Origin of the sequence: Corynebacterium sp. ED61 (assembly GCF_015233855.1) — a bacterium.
GTDB classification, from domain to species: Bacteria; Actinomycetota; Actinomycetes; order Mycobacteriales; family Mycobacteriaceae; genus Corynebacterium; species Corynebacterium dentalis.
Genome location: NZ_JADGIT010000006.1, coordinates 1 through 20351 on the forward strand (window position 1 = coordinate 1; position 20351 = coordinate 20351).

At 58.7% G+C, this 20351-nt stretch carries 21 protein-coding genes and 2 tRNA genes; 4 read left to right on the forward strand and 19 right to left on the reverse strand.

Annotated features, from left to right (window positions below):
* Window positions 1-52: 52 nt before the first annotated feature.
* Both IM764_RS07725 and zupT read right to left on the reverse strand, forming a co-directional pair.
* Window positions 53-511 carry a hypothetical protein gene (locus tag IM764_RS07725; protein WP_194187467.1) on the reverse strand — a complete coding sequence of 153 codons (459 nt, stop codon included), beginning with the start codon at window positions 509-511 and terminating at the stop codon, window positions 53-55.
* Window positions 512-746: 235 nt separating this feature from the next.
* Window positions 747-1550 carry a zinc transporter ZupT gene (gene zupT, locus IM764_RS07730; RefSeq protein WP_099298592.1) on the reverse strand — a complete coding sequence of 268 codons (804 nt, stop codon included), beginning with the start codon at window positions 1548-1550 and terminating at the stop codon, window positions 747-749.
* A gap of 140 nt (window positions 1551-1690) precedes the next feature.
* On the opposite strand from zupT, the gene amn reads away from it, so the two are divergent.
* Complete coding sequence (gene amn, locus IM764_RS07735; protein WP_194187468.1) at window positions 1691-3115, forward strand: AMP nucleosidase; 1425 nt, start codon at window positions 1691-1693, stop codon at window positions 3113-3115.
* A gap of 38 nt (window positions 3116-3153) precedes the next feature.
* Here the strand turns inward: amn and IM764_RS10370 are convergent, their stop codons facing one another.
* Window positions 3154-3402: a GtrA family protein gene (locus tag IM764_RS10370; RefSeq protein WP_228073654.1), complete on the reverse strand. Its 249-nt coding sequence runs from the start codon at window positions 3400-3402 to the stop codon at window positions 3154-3156.
* Here IM764_RS10370 and IM764_RS07740 point away from each other — a divergent pair.
* On the forward strand, window positions 3338-3622 hold the full coding sequence (locus IM764_RS07740; RefSeq protein ID WP_194187469.1) for a hypothetical protein: 285 nt from the start codon (window positions 3338-3340) through the stop codon (window positions 3620-3622). The two genes, IM764_RS10370 and IM764_RS07740, sit on opposite strands and share 65 nt — an antisense overlap.
* Window positions 3623-3734: 112 nt before the next feature.
* Window positions 3735-5051 (forward strand): glycosyltransferase 87 family protein, encoded by a 1317-nt coding sequence (locus tag IM764_RS07745; protein WP_194187470.1) that lies wholly within the window; start codon window positions 3735-3737, stop codon window positions 5049-5051.
* On the opposite strand, the gene IM764_RS07750 is transcribed toward IM764_RS07745, so the two are convergent.
* Window positions 5048-5833 carry an ABC transporter permease gene (locus IM764_RS07750; protein ID WP_194187471.1) on the reverse strand — a complete coding sequence of 262 codons (786 nt, stop codon included), beginning with the start codon at window positions 5831-5833 and terminating at the stop codon, window positions 5048-5050. The genes IM764_RS07745 and IM764_RS07750 overlap by 4 nt on opposite strands.
* Complete coding sequence (locus tag IM764_RS07755; RefSeq protein WP_194187472.1) at window positions 5830-6789, reverse strand: ATP-binding cassette domain-containing protein; 960 nt, start codon at window positions 6787-6789, stop codon at window positions 5830-5832. Before IM764_RS07755 ends, IM764_RS07750 begins: the two co-directional genes overlap by 4 nt.
* Window positions 6790-7117: 328 nt before the next feature.
* Here IM764_RS07755 and IM764_RS07760 point away from each other — a divergent pair, with 328 nt between their 5' ends.
* On the forward strand, window positions 7118-8053 hold the full coding sequence (locus IM764_RS07760; RefSeq protein WP_194187473.1) for an FAD:protein FMN transferase: 936 nt from the start codon (window positions 7118-7120) through the stop codon (window positions 8051-8053).
* Here the strand turns inward: IM764_RS07760 and IM764_RS07765 are convergent.
* From IM764_RS07765 to dnaN, 14 genes are all read right to left on the reverse strand, one after another.
* On the reverse strand, window positions 8050-8454 hold the full coding sequence (locus IM764_RS07765; protein ID WP_312588866.1) for a response regulator transcription factor: 405 nt from the start codon (window positions 8452-8454) through the stop codon (window positions 8050-8052). The genes IM764_RS07760 and IM764_RS07765 overlap by 4 nt on opposite strands.
* 129 nt (window positions 8455-8583) lie before the next feature.
* Window positions 8584-9084: a histidine kinase gene (locus IM764_RS07770; RefSeq protein ID WP_194187474.1), complete on the reverse strand. Its 501-nt coding sequence runs from the start codon at window positions 9082-9084 to the stop codon at window positions 8584-8586.
* A 3-nt stretch (window positions 9085-9087) separates the two neighbouring features.
* Window positions 9088-9258, reverse strand: a complete 171-nt coding sequence (locus tag IM764_RS07775) for a hypothetical protein (protein WP_159460960.1) — start codon at window positions 9256-9258, stop codon at window positions 9088-9090.
* Between the two features lie 188 nt (window positions 9259-9446).
* Entirely contained in the window at window positions 9447-9773 is a 327-nt protein-coding gene (locus IM764_RS07780) for an ATP-binding cassette domain-containing protein (RefSeq protein WP_288802048.1), read from the reverse strand.
* Between the two features lie 205 nt (window positions 9774-9978).
* Window positions 9979-10051, reverse strand: a tRNA-Ala gene (locus IM764_RS07785).
* Window positions 10052-10075: 24 nt separating this feature from the next.
* Window positions 10076-10152, reverse strand: a tRNA-Ile gene (locus IM764_RS07790).
* Window positions 10153-10213: 61 nt separating this feature from the next.
* Window positions 10214-10894: a DUF3566 domain-containing protein gene (locus tag IM764_RS07795; RefSeq protein ID WP_194187475.1), complete on the reverse strand. Its 681-nt coding sequence runs from the start codon at window positions 10892-10894 to the stop codon at window positions 10214-10216.
* Window positions 10895-10897: 3 nt separating this feature from the next.
* Window positions 10898-13405: a DNA gyrase subunit A gene (gene gyrA / locus IM764_RS07800; RefSeq protein ID WP_194187476.1), complete on the reverse strand. Its 2508-nt coding sequence runs from the start codon at window positions 13403-13405 to the stop codon at window positions 10898-10900.
* Window positions 13406-13516: 111 nt separating this feature from the next.
* The gene (locus IM764_RS07805) at window positions 13517-14107 is read right to left on the reverse strand and encodes a septum formation family protein (RefSeq protein WP_194187477.1); all 591 of its coding nucleotides are present in this window, start codon (window positions 14105-14107) and stop codon (window positions 13517-13519) included.
* Window positions 14108-14114: 7 nt separating this feature from the next.
* A complete protein-coding gene (locus IM764_RS07810; RefSeq protein ID WP_288802033.1) occupies window positions 14115-15029 on the reverse strand; it encodes an alpha/beta fold hydrolase in 915 nt (304 codons plus the stop codon).
* Between the two features lie 7 nt (window positions 15030-15036).
* Entirely contained in the window at window positions 15037-17109 is a 2073-nt protein-coding gene (gene gyrB / locus IM764_RS07815) for a DNA topoisomerase (ATP-hydrolyzing) subunit B (RefSeq protein ID WP_099298548.1), read from the reverse strand.
* A gap of 95 nt (window positions 17110-17204) precedes the next feature.
* The gene (locus IM764_RS07820; protein WP_099298547.1) at window positions 17205-17804 is read right to left on the reverse strand and encodes a DUF721 domain-containing protein; all 600 of its coding nucleotides are present in this window, start codon (window positions 17802-17804) and stop codon (window positions 17205-17207) included.
* Window positions 17797-19035 carry a DNA replication/repair protein RecF gene (gene recF, locus IM764_RS07825; RefSeq protein ID WP_099298546.1) on the reverse strand — a complete coding sequence of 413 codons (1239 nt, stop codon included), beginning with the start codon at window positions 19033-19035 and terminating at the stop codon, window positions 17797-17799. Before recF ends, IM764_RS07820 begins: the two co-directional genes overlap by 8 nt.
* A 27-nt stretch (window positions 19036-19062) precedes the next feature.
* Window positions 19063-20247 (reverse strand): DNA polymerase III subunit beta, encoded by a 1185-nt coding sequence (gene dnaN / locus IM764_RS07830; RefSeq protein WP_099298545.1) that lies wholly within the window; start codon window positions 20245-20247, stop codon window positions 19063-19065.
* Window positions 20248-20351 lie beyond the last annotated feature (104 nt).

Consider the following 20351-nt stretch of genomic DNA (forward strand, 5'->3'; position numbering starts at 1 on the left):
CAAGGAATAATGGAAATCAAGGCACATGCCTAGGAACAAAACCTAGGGCACTTCAAGTGACTAGTGCGAACTTGATCGCAAACATTGCCAAGGCCATGACACCGATAATTCCTATGAATGGTCCCCACAAGATGCTTGAAACCCAACCTGGATAGAGGACATCGCCACGGATCACATGATTGGTGCTGAGCACTCCGAACAACACAATTGCCAAGGTGAGCAAGCCTGACGTCGACGAGACCACAACGGCTTCCCAAACCAACAACGCATACCGTTGTGCAACCGACCCACCTGATCGCCGGAGCACAATACTGTCGCTCCGCAATCTCGGCGCCAAGACGCACAACGATCCCAGCGCCGCGATGAGCGGTGGCGCAAAAACAGGGGTCAAGAACAGAAACAACATTGCCGTGCTGTCAACGCTGACACCGTCGAATTCCTTCATCATCAGGTTGATCGGTGGCGATGGCTGCGGGCAGGTCTTGCCCAATTGCTCGAAGTCGCTGGGCATGAGGTCACTCAGTCTTCCACGCCTACCGAGCTCATCGACGTTTTCATCATCGACGGGGACAGCCGTGCCATGCGGACCTGTAACCGAATAGCTATTTCACAAAGCTCCACGCTTTATTCAGACGAAGCCACATCGATGCAATTAGATGCGCCCTAATCTCACAATGAATCCACAATCCGCGAAATCTTGTGAATAAACGCCTACCTACAAATCCTCACGCAGCCAACCCCAACCGCTAAATAAACAGCAGCAGAGACAGCGCCATCACAGCCATGCCCGCGATCAGCCCATAGATTGCAGCATGGTGCTTGCCCGTAGAAATAGCCGCGGGCAGCAGCTCATCCAGGCTGATGAAGACCATGATTCCCGCCACCACTGGAAAAATAATCCCCAGAGCCAGCGGCCCCATTAGTGGCATCAGCAGCAGGAAGCCCACCAGCGCGCCCAGAGGCTCGGCCAGCCCGGATAGTGTCGCCCACCAGAAAGCCTTGCGCCGATCACCCGTGGCTTCGCGCACTGGCACACCGATCGCAATGCCTTCCGGAATGTTGTGGATCGCAATCGCCACCGCCACCGGAAGCGCAATAGTCAGATCCTCCAACCCAGAGACAAACGTCGCAAAACCCTCCGGGAAATTGTGAATACTGATGGCCATCGCAGTCATCACACCGGTTTTCATCATCGCGGATCCCCGCGCACCGCTCTTCTTCCCCGCAGCACCCTCCGGCTCGTGCGGATTGACCTCCTCGGGCACTAACCGGTCAATCACACCGATCACCGCAATGCCCACGAAGAAAGCCCCCACTGCCAGCCAGTTTGCAGGGCGCTCCCCCATGTCCTGCCGCAAGTGGTCAATGCCCTGTGGCAGCAGCTCCATCATCGAAACGTAGAGCATCACGCCCGCAGAAAAACCCAGCGAGGTCGCGAGGAAGCGTGTGGTCGTCGAGCGCTGAAGCACAGAAATCAGCCCGCCGATGCCCGTGGCCAAACCGGCAAACAGCGTCAGTCCAAAAGCCAGCGCGAAACTGCTCGCATCAATGCCCGCGGCAAAGCCCATGGAATGCTCCCCTTGAATAAAGCAACAGAAATACTCGTCATCATCACAGTACCGAACCCGCAGCTAGGCTGAACAACACACTTCACGCACCACCGTTTCCAACCTCGCGAAAGGGCAACTCCATGTCCCATTCCGATCGCCACATCGTCGATGCCGCCGTCCAGCAACTCGTGGACATCTACGAGCGCTCCTGCAGCGTCGCCAGAACTGCCCTCGAGACCGGCAATTATGACGGATATGATGCCGTTCGCTACCCCAAACTCATCGTTGACGTGCAGAAATGGCAGCCCATCGATCGTTCGGAGCCTTTCGGATACGTGAACGAAGGTGGCACTTATTCCGCCGTCATCTCCCACCCCAGCATCATCCGCAGCTATCTCACGGAACAGCTCACCCGCCTGACCTCGAACTATAAGTGCGAGGTGACGGTGTTGGCGTCGGATAAAAAAATCCCGCCGGAGTACATCGACGGCATTGAAGGAATCAACGAAGCCCGGCGCGCCGGCGACGTCAGCGACATCATCCCACGGCCCTCCCTCGACGATGTTGATGACGCGATCATCGACGGCCACTGGGACGTTTTCCACGCCGCCGAAAAGCCGCTGTTCCACTTCGGCCCCGAGCGCTTCGACATCGCCTGTCAGCGCATTCGTCACTACACCGGCATCAGCGCCGCCAGCGTGCAGAAGTTCATCCTGTTCACCAACTATGCGATGCACACCAGCGAATTCGTGAATTTCGGCGTGCAGCAGATCGCCCGCGAGGGGTCCCGGTATACGTCGTTGCACATGCCGGATGGTCGGAAAATCACCAGGTCGCAGGCCCTAAAGATTGTTGCCGACGACGCCACACTCAACCTCGAATCCGAATTTCAAATGCCGCGCTACGACCTGGTGGCCGATGATGGCAGCGGCATCACCATGATCAACATTGGCGTGGGCCCAGCGAACGCGAAGACCATCACGGATTCGCTGGCGGCGCTGCGGCCGGAGGCGTGGATCATGATTGGCCACTGCGCGGGCCTGGACGCGCGCATGCGGATCGGCGATCTGATTCTGGGCAATGCCTACCAGCGTCACGATCACATCTTGGAGCGCTACATTCCCTCGGCCGTGCCGATCCCCGCGGTGCCGGAGGTTCAGCGTGCGCTGGAGGCGAGTGTGGATGAGATTTATGGCGATGACCAGCAGCTCATGCGTACTGGCACGGTGATTTCCACCGACGATAGGAACTGGGAGTGGCACACGCAGAAGGATCTGTGGGAGTGGCTGCGCGGATCCACGGCGGTGGCGGTGGACATGGAAAGCTGCACGTTGGCGGCCAATGGTTACCGGTACCGCGTGCCGTATGGAACGTTGCTGAGTGTCTCTGACCTGCCACTTCACGCCGTGCCGAAGCTGCCTGCTGGGGCGCAGGCGTTCTACTCGAACTCCAAGCAGGCGCACGTGATGTGTGCGGTGCGGGCGATGGAGACGCTGGCTGAGGCGCCGGAGCGGCTGCGGACGCGCAAGCTGCGCCGCGCGATTGGCGAGGTACCGTTCCGGTAAGACTCCGGTAGCTGGCGGTAGGGCGCCGCCGCGCAGATCTAGTCGGAAAGCCTGCCGGCCCGGAATACCCTGAAGTTCTGCAACAGGAAATTCAGCACCGTCGCCACGGCTTGGGAGACAAACCAGGCCCAAAAGCGATAATGCGGAAAGGAATCGAGTTGGCGTCGTAAAAGAAAACCGACCAACACCGCAGCGTCGAAACAGACAAGGCACACCACGGCGGTGCGGCGCTTCTCCCTAGAGGGTCGATGGCGGCTGGCGGAGCAATCCATCACGCCGGTGGACAAGCCTGGCGTCGTGCATCTGAACTACACGGCCGCGCGCGTGCAACTGGTGGCGTCGGGCAGAGGAACGGTAACCGTCACCCATCCGGACGGCAAGCGCGAGGTGCACCACGTTTCTTCCGACGGCACGCTCGACCTCGTCCGCGCTTCCAAGTCGCGCTCTGAGGTTATCGATATCGAGGTCTCTAAAGGGCTCACGATCTACTCGTTGACCTTTGGATAGAGCGCCTCACTGGCCGGGGATCACCCCATGGCTAAGGGTAGAAAACAACCCGCTGGCGGGGCATGGAATAAAGTGGATCCGTCTACAAAAACATCGAAAAGTTAGCCGCTGAATGAACCAACTCCGCCGCATCACTGTCACATCTCGCGATGCTTCTGACCCGCATGGCAGCAGCCCTCAAAGCATCTCGCGGGATCGCCGCAACGCCGTGGCTTTCCGCTGGGTAGCCGCGCTGCTGGCGCTGGTGGCAGTGACGTGGTCGCTGTTCACATCCACCGGGATCCGTTATCGCCTGGATACGGACGTCTACCGCCTGGGCGCACAGCGACTTTTGGACGGCCAGGACCTGTACTCCGGATCCTTCCTCATCAGCGATGACATTTTCCTGCCCTTCACTTACCCGCCGATCTCCGCGCTGGCGTTCGTCCCGTTGACTATTTTCACTGCTCACGGGGCATCGTTGGTCTTTGGAATCGTCAACATCGCTGCAATCGCTGGCATCGTCTGGCTGCTGCTTACTCATCTCGGTCGCCTGCCCGCCACGACTGTCCGTTGGCTCGTGGTCTTCCTCACGGGCGCGCTGATTTTCTTCGGGCCTGTGGCTTCCACGTTGAACTATGGCCAGGTCAACCTGATTTTGGTGTTGATGATTGTGCTGGATGCGACCGTGGTGCCGCCTCGTTTCCGCGGCATTCTCACCGGCCTGGCCACCGCGTTCAAGCTCACTCCGGCGGTGTTTGGCTTGTGGTTCTTGCTCCGCAAGGACGTCCCCTCGATCCTTCGCATGGGCGTATCTGCCCTGGTCGCCACCGGTACTGGGTTCCTCTTTCTGCCCGACGCCTCTATGCGCTACTGGTTTGGCACTCTCCAGAAGACCGATCGCATTGGAGGGCTGGGGTATTCCTCTAACCAGTCGTTCAATGGCGAGCTGTGGCGCCTAGGCGTGCGCACTGCAGACGCCGGTACCGCCTGGTGGCTACTTTTGGTGGGCATCGCGCTGGTGGCCACCGTCGCGGTGATGATCCGCCTTTTCCGCAGGGGCTTGCCGGTGCTGGCTTTGTGCGTCAACGCGTTCTTCGGACTGCTGGCCAGCCCAGTTTCTTGGGATCACCACTTTGTGTGGGTGGCGGTGTTCGTGGTGGTACTGGGAATTTATTGGTGTGATCCAGCTTCCCGGCCGGAGGGTGTGTGGACTCCTGCGCAGCTAAAGCTGCTGGCTGGCCTCGCGATCAGCGGGATTGTGTGTTGCGCGGTGTCCCCCCGAACAGTCGCGCCCTCCAGCAGAAATGTGGAACAGGAGTGGAATATTTTCTGGCACGTGCTGGGCAATGCCTACATGTGGTGGATGATTGCCGCGTTCGTTGTGCTGTGGTTGGTGGCCTCACCTCGGCATTTTCGTGCCGAGGCTGCCCCAGCTCGCTCTGCTTAAGAGGACTGGTTGTAGCGGCGGATAGCCAGTGGGCAGAAGATCACCACGAACACGATGATGCCGCCAAACACCGCGATCAGCGGGTTCTGCATTGGCCAGGAATCAGGCACGGGTGCATCACCCAGGTTGCCGAACAGCTGACGCGTGGCCTGCACCAGCGAAGACACAGGGTTCCATTCCGCGAAGACCTGCAGCACCTTGGGCATGCTGTCGCTAGGCACGAAGGCGTTCGATAGGAACGTCAATGGGAACAGAACCATGAATGTCGCGGAGTTCATCGCCTCCACGGACTTCACCATCAGTCCCAGCCACACCAGGACCCAAGAGAAGGACCAGCTGAAGATCAGTAGCAGGCCGTAGCCCGCGAGGAATCCCCCGATGCCAGATTCCGGGCGCCATCCTACGGCCAGTCCGGTCAGCACCATGACCAGCAGCGATACGGCGTTGAGCAGCAGGTCCGTGAAGGTGCGGGCAAACACCACAGCGGAGTTGCTCATGGGCAGCGTGCGGAAGCGGTCAATCAGGCCGTCCTTCTTGTCCTGCACCATGAACATGCCACTGAAGGTCGCGCCGAAGATGGCCGTCTGCGCGAAAATGCCCGCCATCAGGAAGTTCGTATAATCCGTACCCGGCACGTTGATGGCACCGCCGAATACCTGGCTGAACAGCACCACGAACATGATGGGCTGCAGCACTGCAAACACGATGACATCGGGGGTCCGCTTAGCGCGGATGATGTTGCGCGTGGTGACCGCGCGCACGTCATTTAGCCATTGACTCATTGTCCTTCACCGGCCTTTCCACCCGTGAGCTGCAGGAACACGTCATCCAGGCTGGGGCGTGCCAAGCCTGCATCGTGTACTGCGATGTCGTTGTCTTTTACTCCTGCCAGCAGCAGTTGCAGCGCCGAGGTGCCGTCGTGCACCTGCGCGGCCACGGTACGGTCCTGTACGGAAACTGCGTCCTCGCTGTTGGCCACGCCAGCTACCAGGCGTCGGGCAATCTCCACATCGTCGTTGTCCACAACGGTGACGTACACGCGCTGCCCACCCACGCGAGTCTTCAGCTCGTCGGCGGTGCCTTCTGCGATGACCTGTCCGTGGTCCACCACGCTAATCTCATCGGCCAGCGCATCGGCTTCCTCGAGGTACTGGGTGGTCAGCAGCAAGGTGGTGCCGCGGCTGACTCGATCGCGAATCACGTCCCACAAAGCCAAGCGGGCGGCCGGATCTAGGCCGGTGGTTGGCTCATCTAGGAAGAGGATCTTCGGGTCATTGACCAGCGACGCAGCCAGGTCAGCACGCCGGCGCATGCCACCAGAAAAGCCTTTGATTGGCCGGTTCGCGGCCTTTTCCAAGGTGAAAATCTCCAGCAGCTCGTCCGCCCGCGCCTTGGCGCGCTTGTCCCCGAGGTGGAACAAGCGGCCGATGAGAATCAGGTTCTCGCGGGCGGTGAGCTCCTCGTCGATCGTGGCGTACTGCCCCGACGCGCCGATGATCTTGCGCACGTCATCCGGCTGCTTCATCACGTCTAGACCCGCAACGGTGGCCTGCCCCGAGGTGGGCTTGATGAGGGTGGTCAGCACCTTCACTGTGGTAGTTTTTCCCGCACCGTTGGGGCCGAGTAGTCCACGAACGGTGCCTTCTTCGACGCTAAGGTTCAGACCGTCTAGCGCTCTGACCTCGCCTTTCTTAGCTGAATATATCTTTCGCACATCGCGAAGCTCAATGAGAGACATGCCAATCAATTTACCGCAGCCCAAGACATCGCGGCCTACTCACAGTTTCCGCTCCGCGGTCATTGCCACATTTTTGCCCGTCTCTTCCAAGAACTTCGCAGGTCATACCGCATGAATCTCAGAGGATTCCTGCCTGAAAACTCCACTGAAAATGGGGATAGGATCACCACTCATTCTCAGCTTTATCTCAGGTTCGCGGGTTGAAATAATCTTTATCAATCCCCTTCCCTACCGTCTCGCGCCATGTTGAGTAGATAGGTCATCCTCCGCACGAAGCCAGGCCGGATTGTAAACCCTCTCTTTGGATTTTCAAGAAAAGATTTTCATCATGAACCACACCATGCAGCCCTTTGTCGCCGTTGAACAGATTATGGGCCTTCCGTTTTCCCTGCACATCCGCCCGGCTCTTCGAGCAACCTCCAATTACGGCCTGATTAGTGAAAAGAATTGGCGGGCCGGTCTCGAGCAGCGTCTCGTGGATGCCTCCGAGTCCGTGTGGAGCACTCTTCGGGAGTTCGACGCCATCTTCTCCCGATGGAAGCAAGATTCAGACATTAACCGCTTAGCCCGCGGCGAGGACATGTCCCAGCTGGATTCTCGTGTCGCTACCTGTTTTGAGCTGGCACAACAGGCCAAGGAGGTGACCCGGGGATACTTCGAAGCGTTTGTGACTGAAGGGTCGGATCTGGTCTTTGATCCCACGGGCTTGGTCAAGGGCTTGGCCATGGAGGTGGCCAGCGAGCACCTCAAACCACTGAAGGCTGACGGGTTGACTTGGTGCCTGAACGGTGGCGGCGATGTGTTGGTGGGCGGAGCGAATGAACACTGGCCGTGGACCGTAGGTATTGAAAGCGCCGAGGATCCGAATTCCCTGTTAGGGACGGTCACGCTATACGAGGGAGCGGTGGCTACCACGGGCACCTACGCGCGGGGCAACCACCTGTACCGGCCAACGCCTGTGGACTCCCGCACCTATGACTTCGGAGATCTCAGCGATGCAGCCCAGCAGGAGGTTAGCCAGCACGAAGGGGCAATCTCCGTGTTCGGCCCGTCGATTACCTGGGCTGACATTTGGGCGACGGCTCTGTTCGTGGGCGAGCAAGATCTGGCTCAGTCCATGCTGGAGTGGGACATGGGCTACGGCGTGGTCTGCGATCAGCGTGAGAGCGTCGCTGCCCGTGGCGATGCTGTACTCGACGAAGCAGGGCGTGGCGGAGCGACGAACAACGCTGAGACTGCGGACGTAGAGACTGTGGTGGCTTAGAGCCACCCATTATCTTCGGCGGCCCGCACGGCAGCGTGACGATTGCCTGTCCCCGTCTTTGGAATCAGAGATAACATGTGATTTCTCACTGTTCCTGAAGATAAGTGCAGTTCATTTGCTATTTCGCTGATGCTCCCACCATGTCGTGCCACCTGACACACCTCGGTTTCTCGCTCGGTCAAAGGATTGGCTGGGGTGAACAATGAATCCTCAGCGAGCGTGGGATCCACCACTCTCAGTCCGGACGCCACCCGTCTAATAGCTTCGGCCAGCTGCGCCGGCGGGGTGTCTTTGACGATGAACCCGCTGTCACCTTCCTGCAGGGCTCTGCGCACATAACCGGGCTTGCCAAATGTGGTGACAATCGACGAGCGCACCCGCGGGGCACGCTTCTTCAGCACGTCGCTGGAAGCCGCGGAGACCACCCTTGCACTGATCTGCAGTAACGATAACGCGGCATGAGCTCGCTTCAGCGTGCCGAACAGTATTCGTCACGGCCTCCCGCAATACCCAAGAATATAGCTGCGCATTCACGCCGCTGATGTGTTGGGCAGAGTCTGGGTTGGGCAGGTCTGCTTGTATCCCAGCGGTTTCCATCGCCCGCTGAGCTGCAGAAACCTCTCCAGCAAAGTCTGGCCTTTCGATACGAGTAACTGTGGAGCGCACCTTTGCCAAGGCGGTGCGGAAAAGATGCACGATCTCTTCCAACTCTGCGCGAGCCACTTTAGGGTCGTTATCCACGACCGCCCGCGTAGCTCTGCCTTGAGGTTAATCACGGTCAGCGAGTGTCCCAGGAGATCTTGAACGTCTCGCGCTAATCGTTCACGCTCCTGGAGAACGAAGAGGTTCTGTTCGTCGCGCTTTCGCTCATCACCAAAATCAACTGCCAAGGCTAAAGGCACGATCACGGCAGAGGAACTGGCCACCAGCAGCATGTAGGTGGCAAAGAGTGGATCATCCTGAAACTCCAGAAAGATGACCAGCAGAGACACCGCCGCGACGGGGAACATTGCGCGGAACAAGATGACCACGCATTACCTAGTCAGCAATTGGGAACCAGTCATCGGGGTTAGCGCCAGCTGCCTCCCCCATCCTGTGGTCTGCTCCACCACAGTGGTTCCCACCGTGGATACCGCTGCGGTAATGCCGCCGTAGACGGCCATGCCCACCATCGCGTAAGCAGTGACGTTGCCGTGCTTCATCATCTCCGCCCCCTAATCCTGTAGCGACCCGAACAAGAGAAAGAACAGGAGGGGCGAAAACATAGAAAACACGAGGTTGGAGATATTAGGCAGATGTCTTTTCAGGTTCAGCACCGTGAACGTGAGGCGGTCACCATCTTGAATTACTTCGGTGACCCCAGCAGGCAGGTCTTCCCCGCTTGCCCACGTGCTCATCTGGCGTTCGGGTCCATGCCAGCGGTGGGTTCGTCCAGAATCAGCAGGTCAGGTGAGCCGAGGATCGCCAGCGCCTGACGGACTCGCTGCTTCTCGCCGCCCGAACAACGCTTGACGGCCTGCTTGGCGAGATGCGTAAGGTTGGTTTCCGTTGTCACTTCGTCCACATCGCGGGGCTTGGGGAAGGTGGGGGCGATCATGCGGATCGTATCCTTGACGGAAAGGTCCGGTAGCAGCCCACCAGTGTGCAGAACCACGCTGACCTTGCATTTCGCGACTGCTTCGCGGGGCTTGGGCCGAACAGAACCTCTTGGTTGCCGTATCTACTGTGCATGCAGCTGGATTCGTGCTTTACAGCTTCGCCCGGCGCACGCGGTGTGGCGGACGTAATCCGTCACGACTTGAGCATGACGTTTGTCATGGGTGTGGTGGCTGCTTCCCCGAAGCCATTTCTCCACCCCGCTGCCTTGCGGGGCCAAGTGAAAAAGTGGCGAGGAACTTTTTCTGTTCCTCGCCACTTTGATGCTGTGGAGCATAGGAGAATCGAACTCCTGACCTCCTGCTTGCAAAGCAGGTGCTCTACCAATTGAGCTAATGCCCCGAATCTTCATTCGAAGTGTTCGAATGGTGGGCCTAACAGGACTTGAACCTGTGACCTCTTCGTTATCAGCGAAGCGCTCTAACCGCCTGAGCTATAGGCCCTTCGAACAAGAAAGTACTCTACCCAGCCTTGAGGTGTTTACCAAATCGGCTGGTCAAAAGGCTATTCGCTGCGCTTGCTCACGGTGATGCGCAGCCCGCCCACAAGCTTCGCAGACAGGTTGTACACCACTGCCAAAACGGGCGCCAGCAAGCTGAAAATGATCACTTCAATGATGCCCACCGTCAACACGATGCCGAAGTACTCTGCGCTGCCAAACGATCCCATACCCGTGAGATCCCCGAGAAGAGAATTCAGGTTGTCCCACACGCCTGCGATCCCCAACAACGCGTAGATCACGGCGGATGCCACCAGTACGATCACCAACAGGCACACGTTCACCGACGCGCCCAGTTTCAACGCGCTGAGCGGGTTGATATATGCAAGGGTGCGCTCCTCCGGGTCTGTGACTCGAGCTGACTCCCGCAAGGTCTCCATCACACCGGGCTTCTTAGTTGGGACACCAGGTTTCTCGGCTGAGACATCTGCCTTGGCCGCCACAGTCTCCTGATTGTTCATTACAGGCAACTTTTTCTCGCCGGCAGAGGCGGCAGCGGCACTACTCGAAGTCTCCTTCGAACTCTTCGCAGCCTTCGGAGCGGCAGCCTTCTTTGGGTTGGCACCAGCTTCCGGCTTCGCAGCCTTCACTTCCTTCGCCCCAGCTTCCTTAGAGACCTCTCCATCCTTGTACGGGTTAGAGCTTTCCTTATCTTTGCCGTCCGGACCGGGGCTGTGGAAAGTCATGGGCTACTTCTCCTTCTCCTGCGCCTTTGCCTCAGCGTGTTCCTCAACTTCTTCTTCGATGTTGCGGTCCACAGCCAGCAGTTCCACATCCTTGCCCAGATCAACCAGGCGCACGCCCATCGTTGCTCGAGAGGTGCTTCGGATCTGCCTGACTTCGGTGCGAATCACGCCACCCGCAGACGTCATGGCCAGGATCTCGTCATCGTTAGAGACACACAATGCGCCGATGAGCTTGCCGCGCTTTGGATCGTACTTAAACGTCACTACGCCCAGGCCACCACGGCCCTTAGCTGGGTATTCATCCATTGGCGTGCGCTTGCCGTAACCACCGGAAGTAGCCACGAACAACTGGGATCCTTCGCGAACAACAGTCAGCGCCAGCAGTTGATCCTCGCCGCGGAAACGCATGCCCTTCACACCGGCGGTGGCGCGGCCCATTGGGCGCAGCGTTTCGTCATCGGCAGTAAAGCGCATGGCCTGTCCCTCTTCAGAGACCAGCAGGAGGTCGTCCTCGTCAGTGCACAGCTGGGCACCAACCAGGCGGTCGTCCTCGTTCAGGTTGATGGCGATCAAACCGCCGGAGCGTGGGGAATCGTAATCCGTCAGACGGGACTTCTTCACACGTCCGTGTGCAGTTGCCAGCACCAGGTACGGAGCGTCTTCGTAGCTCTGAATCTGGATGACCTGAGCGATCTGCTCGCCCGGCTGGAACTCCAGCAGGTTCGCTACGTGTTGACCGCGCGCAGTACGCGATGCTTCTGGCAATTCGAAGGCACGCAAGCGGTAAACACGACCAAAGTTGGTGAAGAACAGCACCGTGTCATGCGTGGAACAGACGAAGAAGTGGCGCACCACATCGTCTTGTTTCAGCTCTGCACCGCGCACACCCTTGCCACCACGGCGCTGGCTGCGGTAGCTATCCACCTTGGTGCGCTTGGCATAACCCGTTGAGGTAATGGTGATCACCACGTTCTCGCGTGCGATCAGATCTTCCTCAGATACCTCGCCAGCTGCAGCGATGATCTGCGTGCGCCGCTCATCGCCGTACTTGTCCACAATCTCCTTGAGCTCATCGTGAACTATGGTGCGCTGGCGCTCCTCGGAGGCCAAGATGTCCTTCAAATCCGCGATGGTCTCTTCGATTTCTTGCAGCTCATCCATGATCTTCTGGCGCTCAAGAGCGGCCAGACGGCGCAACTGCATGGCCAGGATGGCATCGGCTTGAATCTCATCGATATCCAACAGATCCATCAGGCCTTCGCGTGCCACATCGACGGTCGCGGACCGACGAATCAGGGCGATGACCTCGTCCAACATGTCCAGTGCCTTGACCAAGCCGCGCAAGATGTGGGCGCGTTTTTCAGCCTCGTCCAAACGGTACTGGGTACGGCGAACGATAACGTCGATCTGGTGATCCACGTACAGGCGGATCATCTGATCCAAGCGCAGGGTGCGAGGCACGCCATCGACGATGGAGAGCATGTTCACGCCGAAGCTGGTCTGCAGCTGGGAGTGCTTGTACAGATTGTTCAGCACCACGCGAGGGATCGCATCGCGCTTGAGCGTAACCACGATGCGCATGCCGACGCGGTCGGAGGACTCATCGTCGATCTTCGAGATGCCTGCGAGCTTGCCGTCGCGCACCTGCTCCGCAATGTTGTAGACCAAGTTATCCGGATTGACCTGGTACGGAAGCTCCGTGATGACGATGGTCTGGCGGCTGCCTTCTTCCTCGATGCTGGTCACACCGCGCATACGGACGGAACCACGGCCGGTGCGGTAGGCATCATCGATGCCTTTATCGCCAACAATCAGACCAGCGGTTGGGAAATCCGGACCCTTGACGCGAGCCATGCAGGCTTCGAGAGCCTCGGCCTCTTCTGCATCGTGGTTGTCCAGCATCCAGTAGATGGCCTCGGCCAACTCGTTCAAGTTGTGCGGAGGAATGTTGGTAGCCATACCCACAGCGATACCGCCGGAGCCGTTCATCAACAGGTTGGGAACGCGGGACGGCAGAACCGTTGGCTCCTGAGTCTTGCCATCGTAATTTGGCTGGAAGACGACGGTACTTTCGCGAATATCGCGCACCATCTCCATCGCCAGTGGGGTCATCCGGCACTCGGTGTAACGCATGGCCGCAGCGCCATCGCTACCGCGGGAACCGAAGTTACCCTGGCCGTCAACCATCGGGTATCGCATCGACCACGGCTGCGCCATGCGGACCAGCGTGTCGTAAATCGCCGAGTCGCCGTGCGGGTGGAAGTTACCCATCGTGTCCGCAACCGGCTTCGCGGACTTCACATAGCTGCGCTCGGGGCGGTAGCCGTTGTCGTACATCGCGTAAAGGATGCGGCGGTGTACGGGCTTCAGTCCGTCACGCACCTCAGGAAGGGCGCGGCCGACAATGACGCTCATGGCGTAATCAATGTAGCTGGACTGCATCTCTTCTTGGAGATCAATTGGCTCGATCTTGTCGAAGAGGGAATCTCCGCCGTTAGTATCGTCGCTCACGTGAGAGCGTTCCTTTCTACTTGGGACAGACCGACCAATTCTAGCACGTAATAGTGCTATTCCCGGTTAATGGCTCCTCTTAAATCTCCCATGTCAGAGCGGGTTTTGGGCCTATCGTTTTGCATCCTTCATGGAACCAGTAACCCCGCCTGCCGGATCGGTGACCACGCACTGGATGCGACGGTCAGATTCCTGATCCCAGCTCTCCTGAGTGGGGTGAATAAATTGGCCTTCTAATTTGGAATCGGATCCGGGGATTCCCACGAATGGACCAAACTCCTGCGCGCAGTATGTCTTAGCTTCTTTCGCTGCAGCCTCAGTGCCGGGGAAGGTTCCGTCCGCCATATCTTTCTGCGCATAGATCTCCGCATTGTGTGGCTTATCGCAATCAATGCGGTTCAGATCTTTAACCTCGCCGGAGGGCGCGTCCCCTAGCATCAGGCAGTCGCCCAAGCTGACATCAAACACGCTTTCGGACTGTGCCTGTTCGCTTTCCGAAGCATCCGAGCTACCAGAACTCTCGGTGGAATTTGCCGCAGAACTGTCCCCAGCGCTGGACTCCCCCAAGTCCCCACTGGTGGAACCAGATGCTGCTGACTGGGCTGGATCGGCGGAATCTCCAGAATTGGAGCAGGCTACCAAGCCGAACAGGCTCGTTGCTGCCACTACCGCCACTGCTTTACGCAGAAGTTGAGAATTCATGTGCCAATCATCGCACAGAAATTTTGGCCTCATCCACAAATTCTTCCAGCTTGTCCACCACAATGTGGGGTTGCCGCGCCCACCGATTGTGGCCTAGGCCGCCCTTCAGCTCCACCACAGAAGTGTTCGCACACGGCATCAAGTCCACAAGATTTTGCGCGGATTGCCGCGGGCAATCGTCATCGTTGGTGAACCGAGTCAGCATCACATTACTGTCTACCTGCGCCAACGCATCCATGTAATTACGGTCCTGACCACGCAGTTTGCGCAGTGTGTTGGTACGACCGAACCGGAACCACTCCCACGTGTGTGCTCGAGCTTGGCGCCCGTAACCCGCGATGTCCAGCTTGCCGCCAGGCCAGTAGCCAATCAGCAAGCTGCCGATACCCATCACCGGAGCACCAAACAGCAACCGACGCTTCGAATCACCACTAAAACTCTTGTAGTACGGAGTTCCCGCGCCCACACCGATCATGCCCTGCACGTTCAGCATTTCTGCCTCCGGCCGCGCCAAGAACAGCGAGGCGATCTGCCCACCCATCGAGTGGCACAGCAGCAGCGTCGGGTGATCCTCTGCTAGGCCTAGCTCCTTCTTCGCCGCCCGCACGGTGGTCGGGTAGTCCTGAGAGGCCAGGTCGTGGTATCCCCATGTCTTTTTTCTCGACGCCACCGCGGTCGACGATCCCTGACCCCGCAACTCACCCGTGGCCGTGGGATAGCCACGCGCGGCCAGCTCCAAGGCGATCGGATCGTAGTACCGCGCGCCCATGCCGAAGCCCGGCCAGATGACAATTAACGGCTTGTGAGGAGAAGCCGAAGTCTCAGAGTTGGCGTCGAACAAACGAACCGAACTCGTGGACCCATCGGGCATACGAATGTCCTTGGTGCGGACGTCCTTCGCGGCAGACTTGGAAGTAGACACGGCAGGCTTAGACGTCCAGGAAGCGGACGTCGCGGGCGTTCTGGGTGATGAAGCTGCGGCGAGCAACCACGTCATCGCCCATGAGGATGCTGAACAGCTCGTCGGCTGCCGCGGCATCTTCCAAGGTCACGCGGCGCAAAGTACGGGTGGTGGGATCCATCGTGGTTTCCCACAGCTCCTTGGCGTTCATCTCGCCCAGACCCTTGTAGCGCTGAATGCCGTCATCCTTGTTGATCTTGCGGCCGGCGGCCAGACCCTCTTCCAGCTGCGCATCGCGCTCGCGGTCGGAGAACGCGAATCCGGGCTCACCCTTGCCCCACTTCAGCTTGTACAGAGGTGGCTGAGCCAGGTAGACGTATCCCTGCTCCACCAGTGGACGCATGAAGCGGAAGAGCAGCGTGAGCAGCAGCGTTGCGATGTGCTGGCCGTCCACATCGGCATCGGCCATCAGCACGATCTTGTGATAGCGCAACTTGGCGATATCGAACTCTTCGTGAATGCCGGTGCCCAGTGCCGTAATAATGGCCTGGACCTCGTTGTTCTTCAGCACCTTGTCCATGCGAGCCTTTTCCACATTCAGGATCTTGCCACGCAGGGGCAAAATGGCCTGGTACATGGAATCGCGGCCGGACTTCGCAGAACCGCCTGCGGAGTCACCCTCCACGATGTAGAGCTCAGAGAGCTTCGGATCCTTGGAGCGGCAATCGGCAAGCTTGCCAGGCAGTCCACCCATATCGGAAGCAGACTTGCGGCGAACCAGATCGCGGGCCTTGCGAGCAGCATCGCGAGCCTGTGCAGAAGCCACGGCCTTATTGATGATGGCCTTGGCCTCAGCAGGGTTGGCATCCAGCCAATCCGTCAGGTGCTCGTTGACGGCCTTTTGCACAAAGCCCTTGATCTCGGTGTTGCCGAGCTTGGTCTTGGTCTGACCCTCGAACTGAGGATCACCCACGCGCACGGAAACCACGGCAGCCAGACCTTCGCGGACGTCATCGCCGGTCAGGTTGGACTCTTTTTCCTTGAGCAACTTGTGATCGCGTGCGTAGCGGTTCATCAAGGAAGTCAGCGCGGCGCGGAAGCCTTCCTCGTGCGTGCCACCTTCAAAGGTGTTGATGGTGTTCGCGAAGGTGTGCACGGACTGGGAGTAGCCGTTGTTCCACTGCATGGCCACCTCCACCTCGTGATCCTTGCCCTTGGCTTCAAAGGAGATCACGCTGGGGTGGACTGGGGTGCGCTTGCGGTTGATGTGGTCTACATAGTCCTTGAGACCTTCTGGGTAATGGAAGGTGCGGGTGCGTGGGCCCTTTTTCTTGGCCTCTTCCGCCTTCTTCTCTTCCGCAGACTTTGGTGCTTCAGCATCCTCGGTGGCCTCGGCCAGCTCGTCCTTCTCCGGCTCAGCCTGGGGACGCTCATCGGTCAGGACGATGGTCAATCCCTTGTTCAGGAATGCCATCTCCTGCAGACGCTTTGCCACGGTGTCGAAGTTAAAATCCGTGGTTTCGAAGATCTCTGCATCTGGCCAGAAACGCTGCTTGGTGCCGGTGCCACGGGCCTTCTTCACCTGCTCCAACTCAGCGGGAACAGCGTATTCGAAGTTCTGGCGCCACAGGTAACCGTCGCGCTTGATCTCCGTTTCCATGCGCGTGGACAGCGCGTTCACCACGGAAATACCCACACCGTGCAGACCACCGGAGACCGCATAGGAATCGGAATCGAACTTGCCGCCGGCGTGCAGCTGGGTCATAACCACCTGGACGGTTGGCGCACCCGTGGGGTGCATCTCCACGGGAATACCACGGCCATCATCGGTGACTTCCACGCCACCGTCAGCCAGCAAGGTCACGCCCACGGTGGTGGCGTATCCTGCCATGGCCTCATCCACGGAGTTGTCCACAACTTCCCACACCAGGTGGTGGAGGCCGCGCTCACCGGTGGAACCGATGTACATGCCGGGGCGCTTACGGACAGCTTCCAATCCCTCGAGGATGGTGATGGAATCCGCGCCGTAATTGTTCTTTACGGCTAGCTGAGCCGCGGAGGACTCTGCTGCGTTGGATTCAGCTGCATTTGATTCTGCCACGGTGGGTCAAGCTCCTTAAACAGTGGACATTAACCTCACCATCCTAGCTTGTTAGCACCCCAAATTCACGTAGCGATACAGCTTCTGTGGATATCTCATCCATAATCATCGCGTGGCCCTCGACCTTGAACTTTGTAGCGACCCTTGCGTTTCGGACCCAGATCTGGCCCACGAATCTCCAAATCTCGAACAATATCCTCACCTGCTAGCCGCTCGATCGCCTGCAGAATCTGCGGCTTCATAAATCGCAGGTTGCTGGCCCACGGCGTGGAATCGCACTCGATAGACAGTTCGCGCTTGCGCTTATCAAAAGCCACCGGCCGCGTCTTATCCGCCACCGTGGGACCCACGATTTCTTCCCAGTTATTCATCACCGATCCCACGGCAAAGTCTTCTGCCCAGCCAAAACGCCCGATGGTGGGTTTGATCAGATCGTGCAAAGACTTCGGGTTTCGGTAGCTGCGGTCCGCTCGCCCGTCGAGTCCAGTGGGTCGCTTAAACACGCGCGATCCACGTCCTCGTGTGTCGCTCATTCTTTTTTTCGATGCCACCCTGGGCAAAGCCGCTCCCGGTTTTCCTCCCGCTTTTCTCAATCCTTCGAGAGCCTGGGCGATAGGGTCCAGGTTGTGATCCGCGTTGTTTTCCGCGGAGTTCTCAGGCCGCTCAGCAGAACGAAAGTCATCCTGTTCACTCATCGTCTACACCTGCCTTGAGAGTCAATTCCGAGATACGGCCGTCGGGCGTATCTCGCGCTAAGACAGACACTATCGTGGCATCTTGCTTCAGCGCTTGCGGGATATCGTGCTCCACCGCGGCCGTGATGAGTACTTGCTCGGCATCGGAGATCAGGGAGACAAGAGCTTGGCGTCGGGAAGAATCGAGCTCCGCAAACACATCATCGAGGATGACTACGGGCTCAGTGCCATCGCCACGCTGCATGAAAAAAGCGCCTAGACGCAGGGACAATGCAACGGACCAGGACTCCCCGTGGGAGGCGAAACCCTTGGCCGGTTGCGTGCCGAGCATCAAAATCACGTCATCGCGGTGCGGGCCCAATAAGGTCGTGCCGCGATCAATTTCTTGCGAACGCTTGTCTGCGAACGCATGCAGAAGGGTTGCCTCGGCGACCTCCGGAGTGAGCAAAGCGGTGGGCTCTGCCGGCACCGACTGACCCAGATGAACACCCACTTCAGCCAGCGGGCCATCGATGGTGGAGGTGTAAGACACGTGCGCCGGACGCGACCCGGGGGCCAGGCGCTGATAGGTCTGCGCCAGGTGCGGAGCCAGATCATGGACGATCTGAATGCGGGCGGACATGATCTGCCCACCCAGCGCCGCCAACTGAGCATCCCACACATCGAGGGTGGTCAGGGCCGCTTCTTCCTCCTCTGAACGCGTGCCACCCAGCGCTGAACGCATCGCGTGCGACCGCAGCAGAGCATTGCGCTGCTTGAGGGCCTTGTCATAATCCGCCTTAACGGCGCCCAGCCGCGGATAGCGGGCGATCATGATGGTGTCGAGGAATTGGCGTCGCTGCTCCGGCTCACCGCGCACGAGCGCGAGGTCCTCTGGTGAAAACAGCGTGGTGCGCACGATGCCCAACAGCTCGCGGGTGGTGGCCAAGGTGGTGCGATTGATGTGCGCCTTATTGGCTCCGTGGCCACGCAACGTCATGCGCGCCGTGAGTTCGCGCCTTCCGTTGACGGCCGTGGCACTAATCATGGACGCGGTGGCATTTTCCCGCACGAGCGCGGAATCGCTGTTGACCCGGTGCGAGCTCAAATGGGCCAGGTAGCCCAACGCCTCCACGATGTTGGTTTTCCCGTGCCCATTGGGGCCGGAAAACACGGTTACACCTGGAGAAAGCTCCAGATCGAGGGACTTCCATGAGCGGAAGTCTTCGAGGTGTAGCGCGCGAACATACATGGTGCTTTCTTGAAAGGCCGTGTTGGCTTAGCCCGGCAAGCGCACGGGCATCAGCAGGTAAATGAATTCCGTGGATGGGGTGGGGAAGTTTCCCTCGGCATCTGCTTCCGGCAGCTCAGCTGGCTCCGGGATCAGGATGGCGGGGCGGGAAGGCATCGTGAAGCCGAAAACGACGCGCTGGGAGCCAATCGCCGCCAAACCGTCCTTGAGGTAACCGGGGTTGAAGGCGATGGTCAATGGTTCACCAGTGAACGCACACTGCAACTGCTCAGTTGCCTTACCCACTTCGCTGCCGCCGGCCGATAGCGTCACGCTACCTTCAGAAAATTCCATCTGGATCTGCGCGTTGCGGTCCGCCACCAAGGAAACGCGACGGATGGCATCCTGCAGAGGATCAATCTCCACGCTGGCCAGCGCAGTGTGATTCTGTGGCAACAGGGGACGGAACTTGGGGAATTCTGCATCCAGCAAACGAGTGGTCATGTGACGCTCGTTCATTTCGATGCCCAGCAAGCCCTCCTTGCCGATGTTTTCTCCGGATCCCACGGAAATGGCGATGTCCTGGTTGTTGTGTGGATCCAGCGAGCGTGCGGCGTCCGCCAACGTACGCGCAGGAACCAACAACGTTGCCTTCGACGAAGAATCAGATGGATTCCACGAGAATTGGCGCACTGCCAAACGGAAACGATCCGTGGCGGCCAGAACCACATTCGATCCATCAATTTCTACGTGCACACCAGTGAGCATGGGCAGGGTGTCATCGCGTCCTGCGGCCACGGCCACCTGAGAGATGGCTTGAGAAAACAGGTGCGGATCAATCGTGCCGGTGTTTTCTGGAAGCTTCGGCAGAACGGGGTAGTCCTCGATGGTCATTGGACGCAGCTCGAAGCGGGAGGACCCGGTGGATAGCGTAACCGTGGAATCCTCATAACGCATGGTGATGGGCTTATTTGGCAATGATCCCACGATGTCGGAGACCAACTTGCCGGCCACCAAGATGCTGCCTGGCTCATCGACTTCCGCGTTGATGTGCACGCGAGTGGAGACCTCGCGGTCGAAGCCGGAGAGGTGAAGTCCGTCATCGTCGGCTTCAATCATTACGCCACGCAGAATTGGCTGGGTGGGCTTGGAAGGCAAAGAGCGAGCAACCCAGGCGAGTGCTGAAGAGAAGTCGTCCTTCGGCACTGTGAAACTCACGGTGTGTTGTTCCATTGCTGTCTTTCGTCTTCCTTGTCGTGGAGTCCAGGGTGGGCACGTTTAACGTCTCCCAGATTAACTCACATCCCCAAGTTGCTTCTCTTTTCCCTTTAGATAGG

Coding starts and splice junctions, on each gene's coding strand:
- IM764_RS07775 (WP_159460960.1), bottom strand. CDS start 9,258: ATGATGAAGCACGGCAACGTCACTGCTTACGCGATGGTGGGCATGGCC.
- IM764_RS07795 (WP_194187475.1), bottom strand. CDS start 10,894: ATGACTTTCCACAGCCCCGGTCCGGACGGCAAAGATAAGGAAAGCTCT.
- IM764_RS07750 (WP_194187471.1), bottom strand. CDS start 5,833: ATGAGTCAATGGCTAAATGACGTGCGCGCGGTCACCACGCGCAACATC.
- IM764_RS07755 (WP_194187472.1), bottom strand. CDS start 6,789: ATGTCTCTCATTGAGCTTCGCGATGTGCGAAAGATATATTCAGCTAAG.
- IM764_RS07725 (WP_194187467.1), bottom strand. CDS start 511: ATGCCCAGCGACTTCGAGCAATTGGGCAAGACCTGCCCGCAGCCATCG.
- IM764_RS07805 (WP_194187477.1), bottom strand. CDS start 14,107: ATGAATTCTCAACTTCTGCGTAAAGCAGTGGCGGTAGTGGCAGCAACG.
- dnaN (WP_099298545.1), bottom strand. CDS start 20,247: ATGGAACAACACACCGTGAGTTTCACAGTGCCGAAGGACGACTTCTCT.
- IM764_RS07760 (WP_194187473.1), top strand. CDS start 7,118: ATGAACCACACCATGCAGCCCTTTGTCGCCGTTGAACAGATTATGGGC.
- IM764_RS07745 (WP_194187470.1), top strand. CDS start 3,735: ATGAACCAACTCCGCCGCATCACTGTCACATCTCGCGATGCTTCTGAC.
- IM764_RS07820 (WP_099298547.1), bottom strand. CDS start 17,804: ATGAGTGAACAGGATGACTTTCGTTCTGCTGAGCGGCCTGAGAACTCC.
- amn (WP_194187468.1), top strand. CDS start 1,691: ATGTCCCATTCCGATCGCCACATCGTCGATGCCGCCGTCCAGCAACTC.
- recF (WP_099298546.1), bottom strand. CDS start 19,035: ATGTATGTTCGCGCGCTACACCTCGAAGACTTCCGCTCATGGAAGTCC.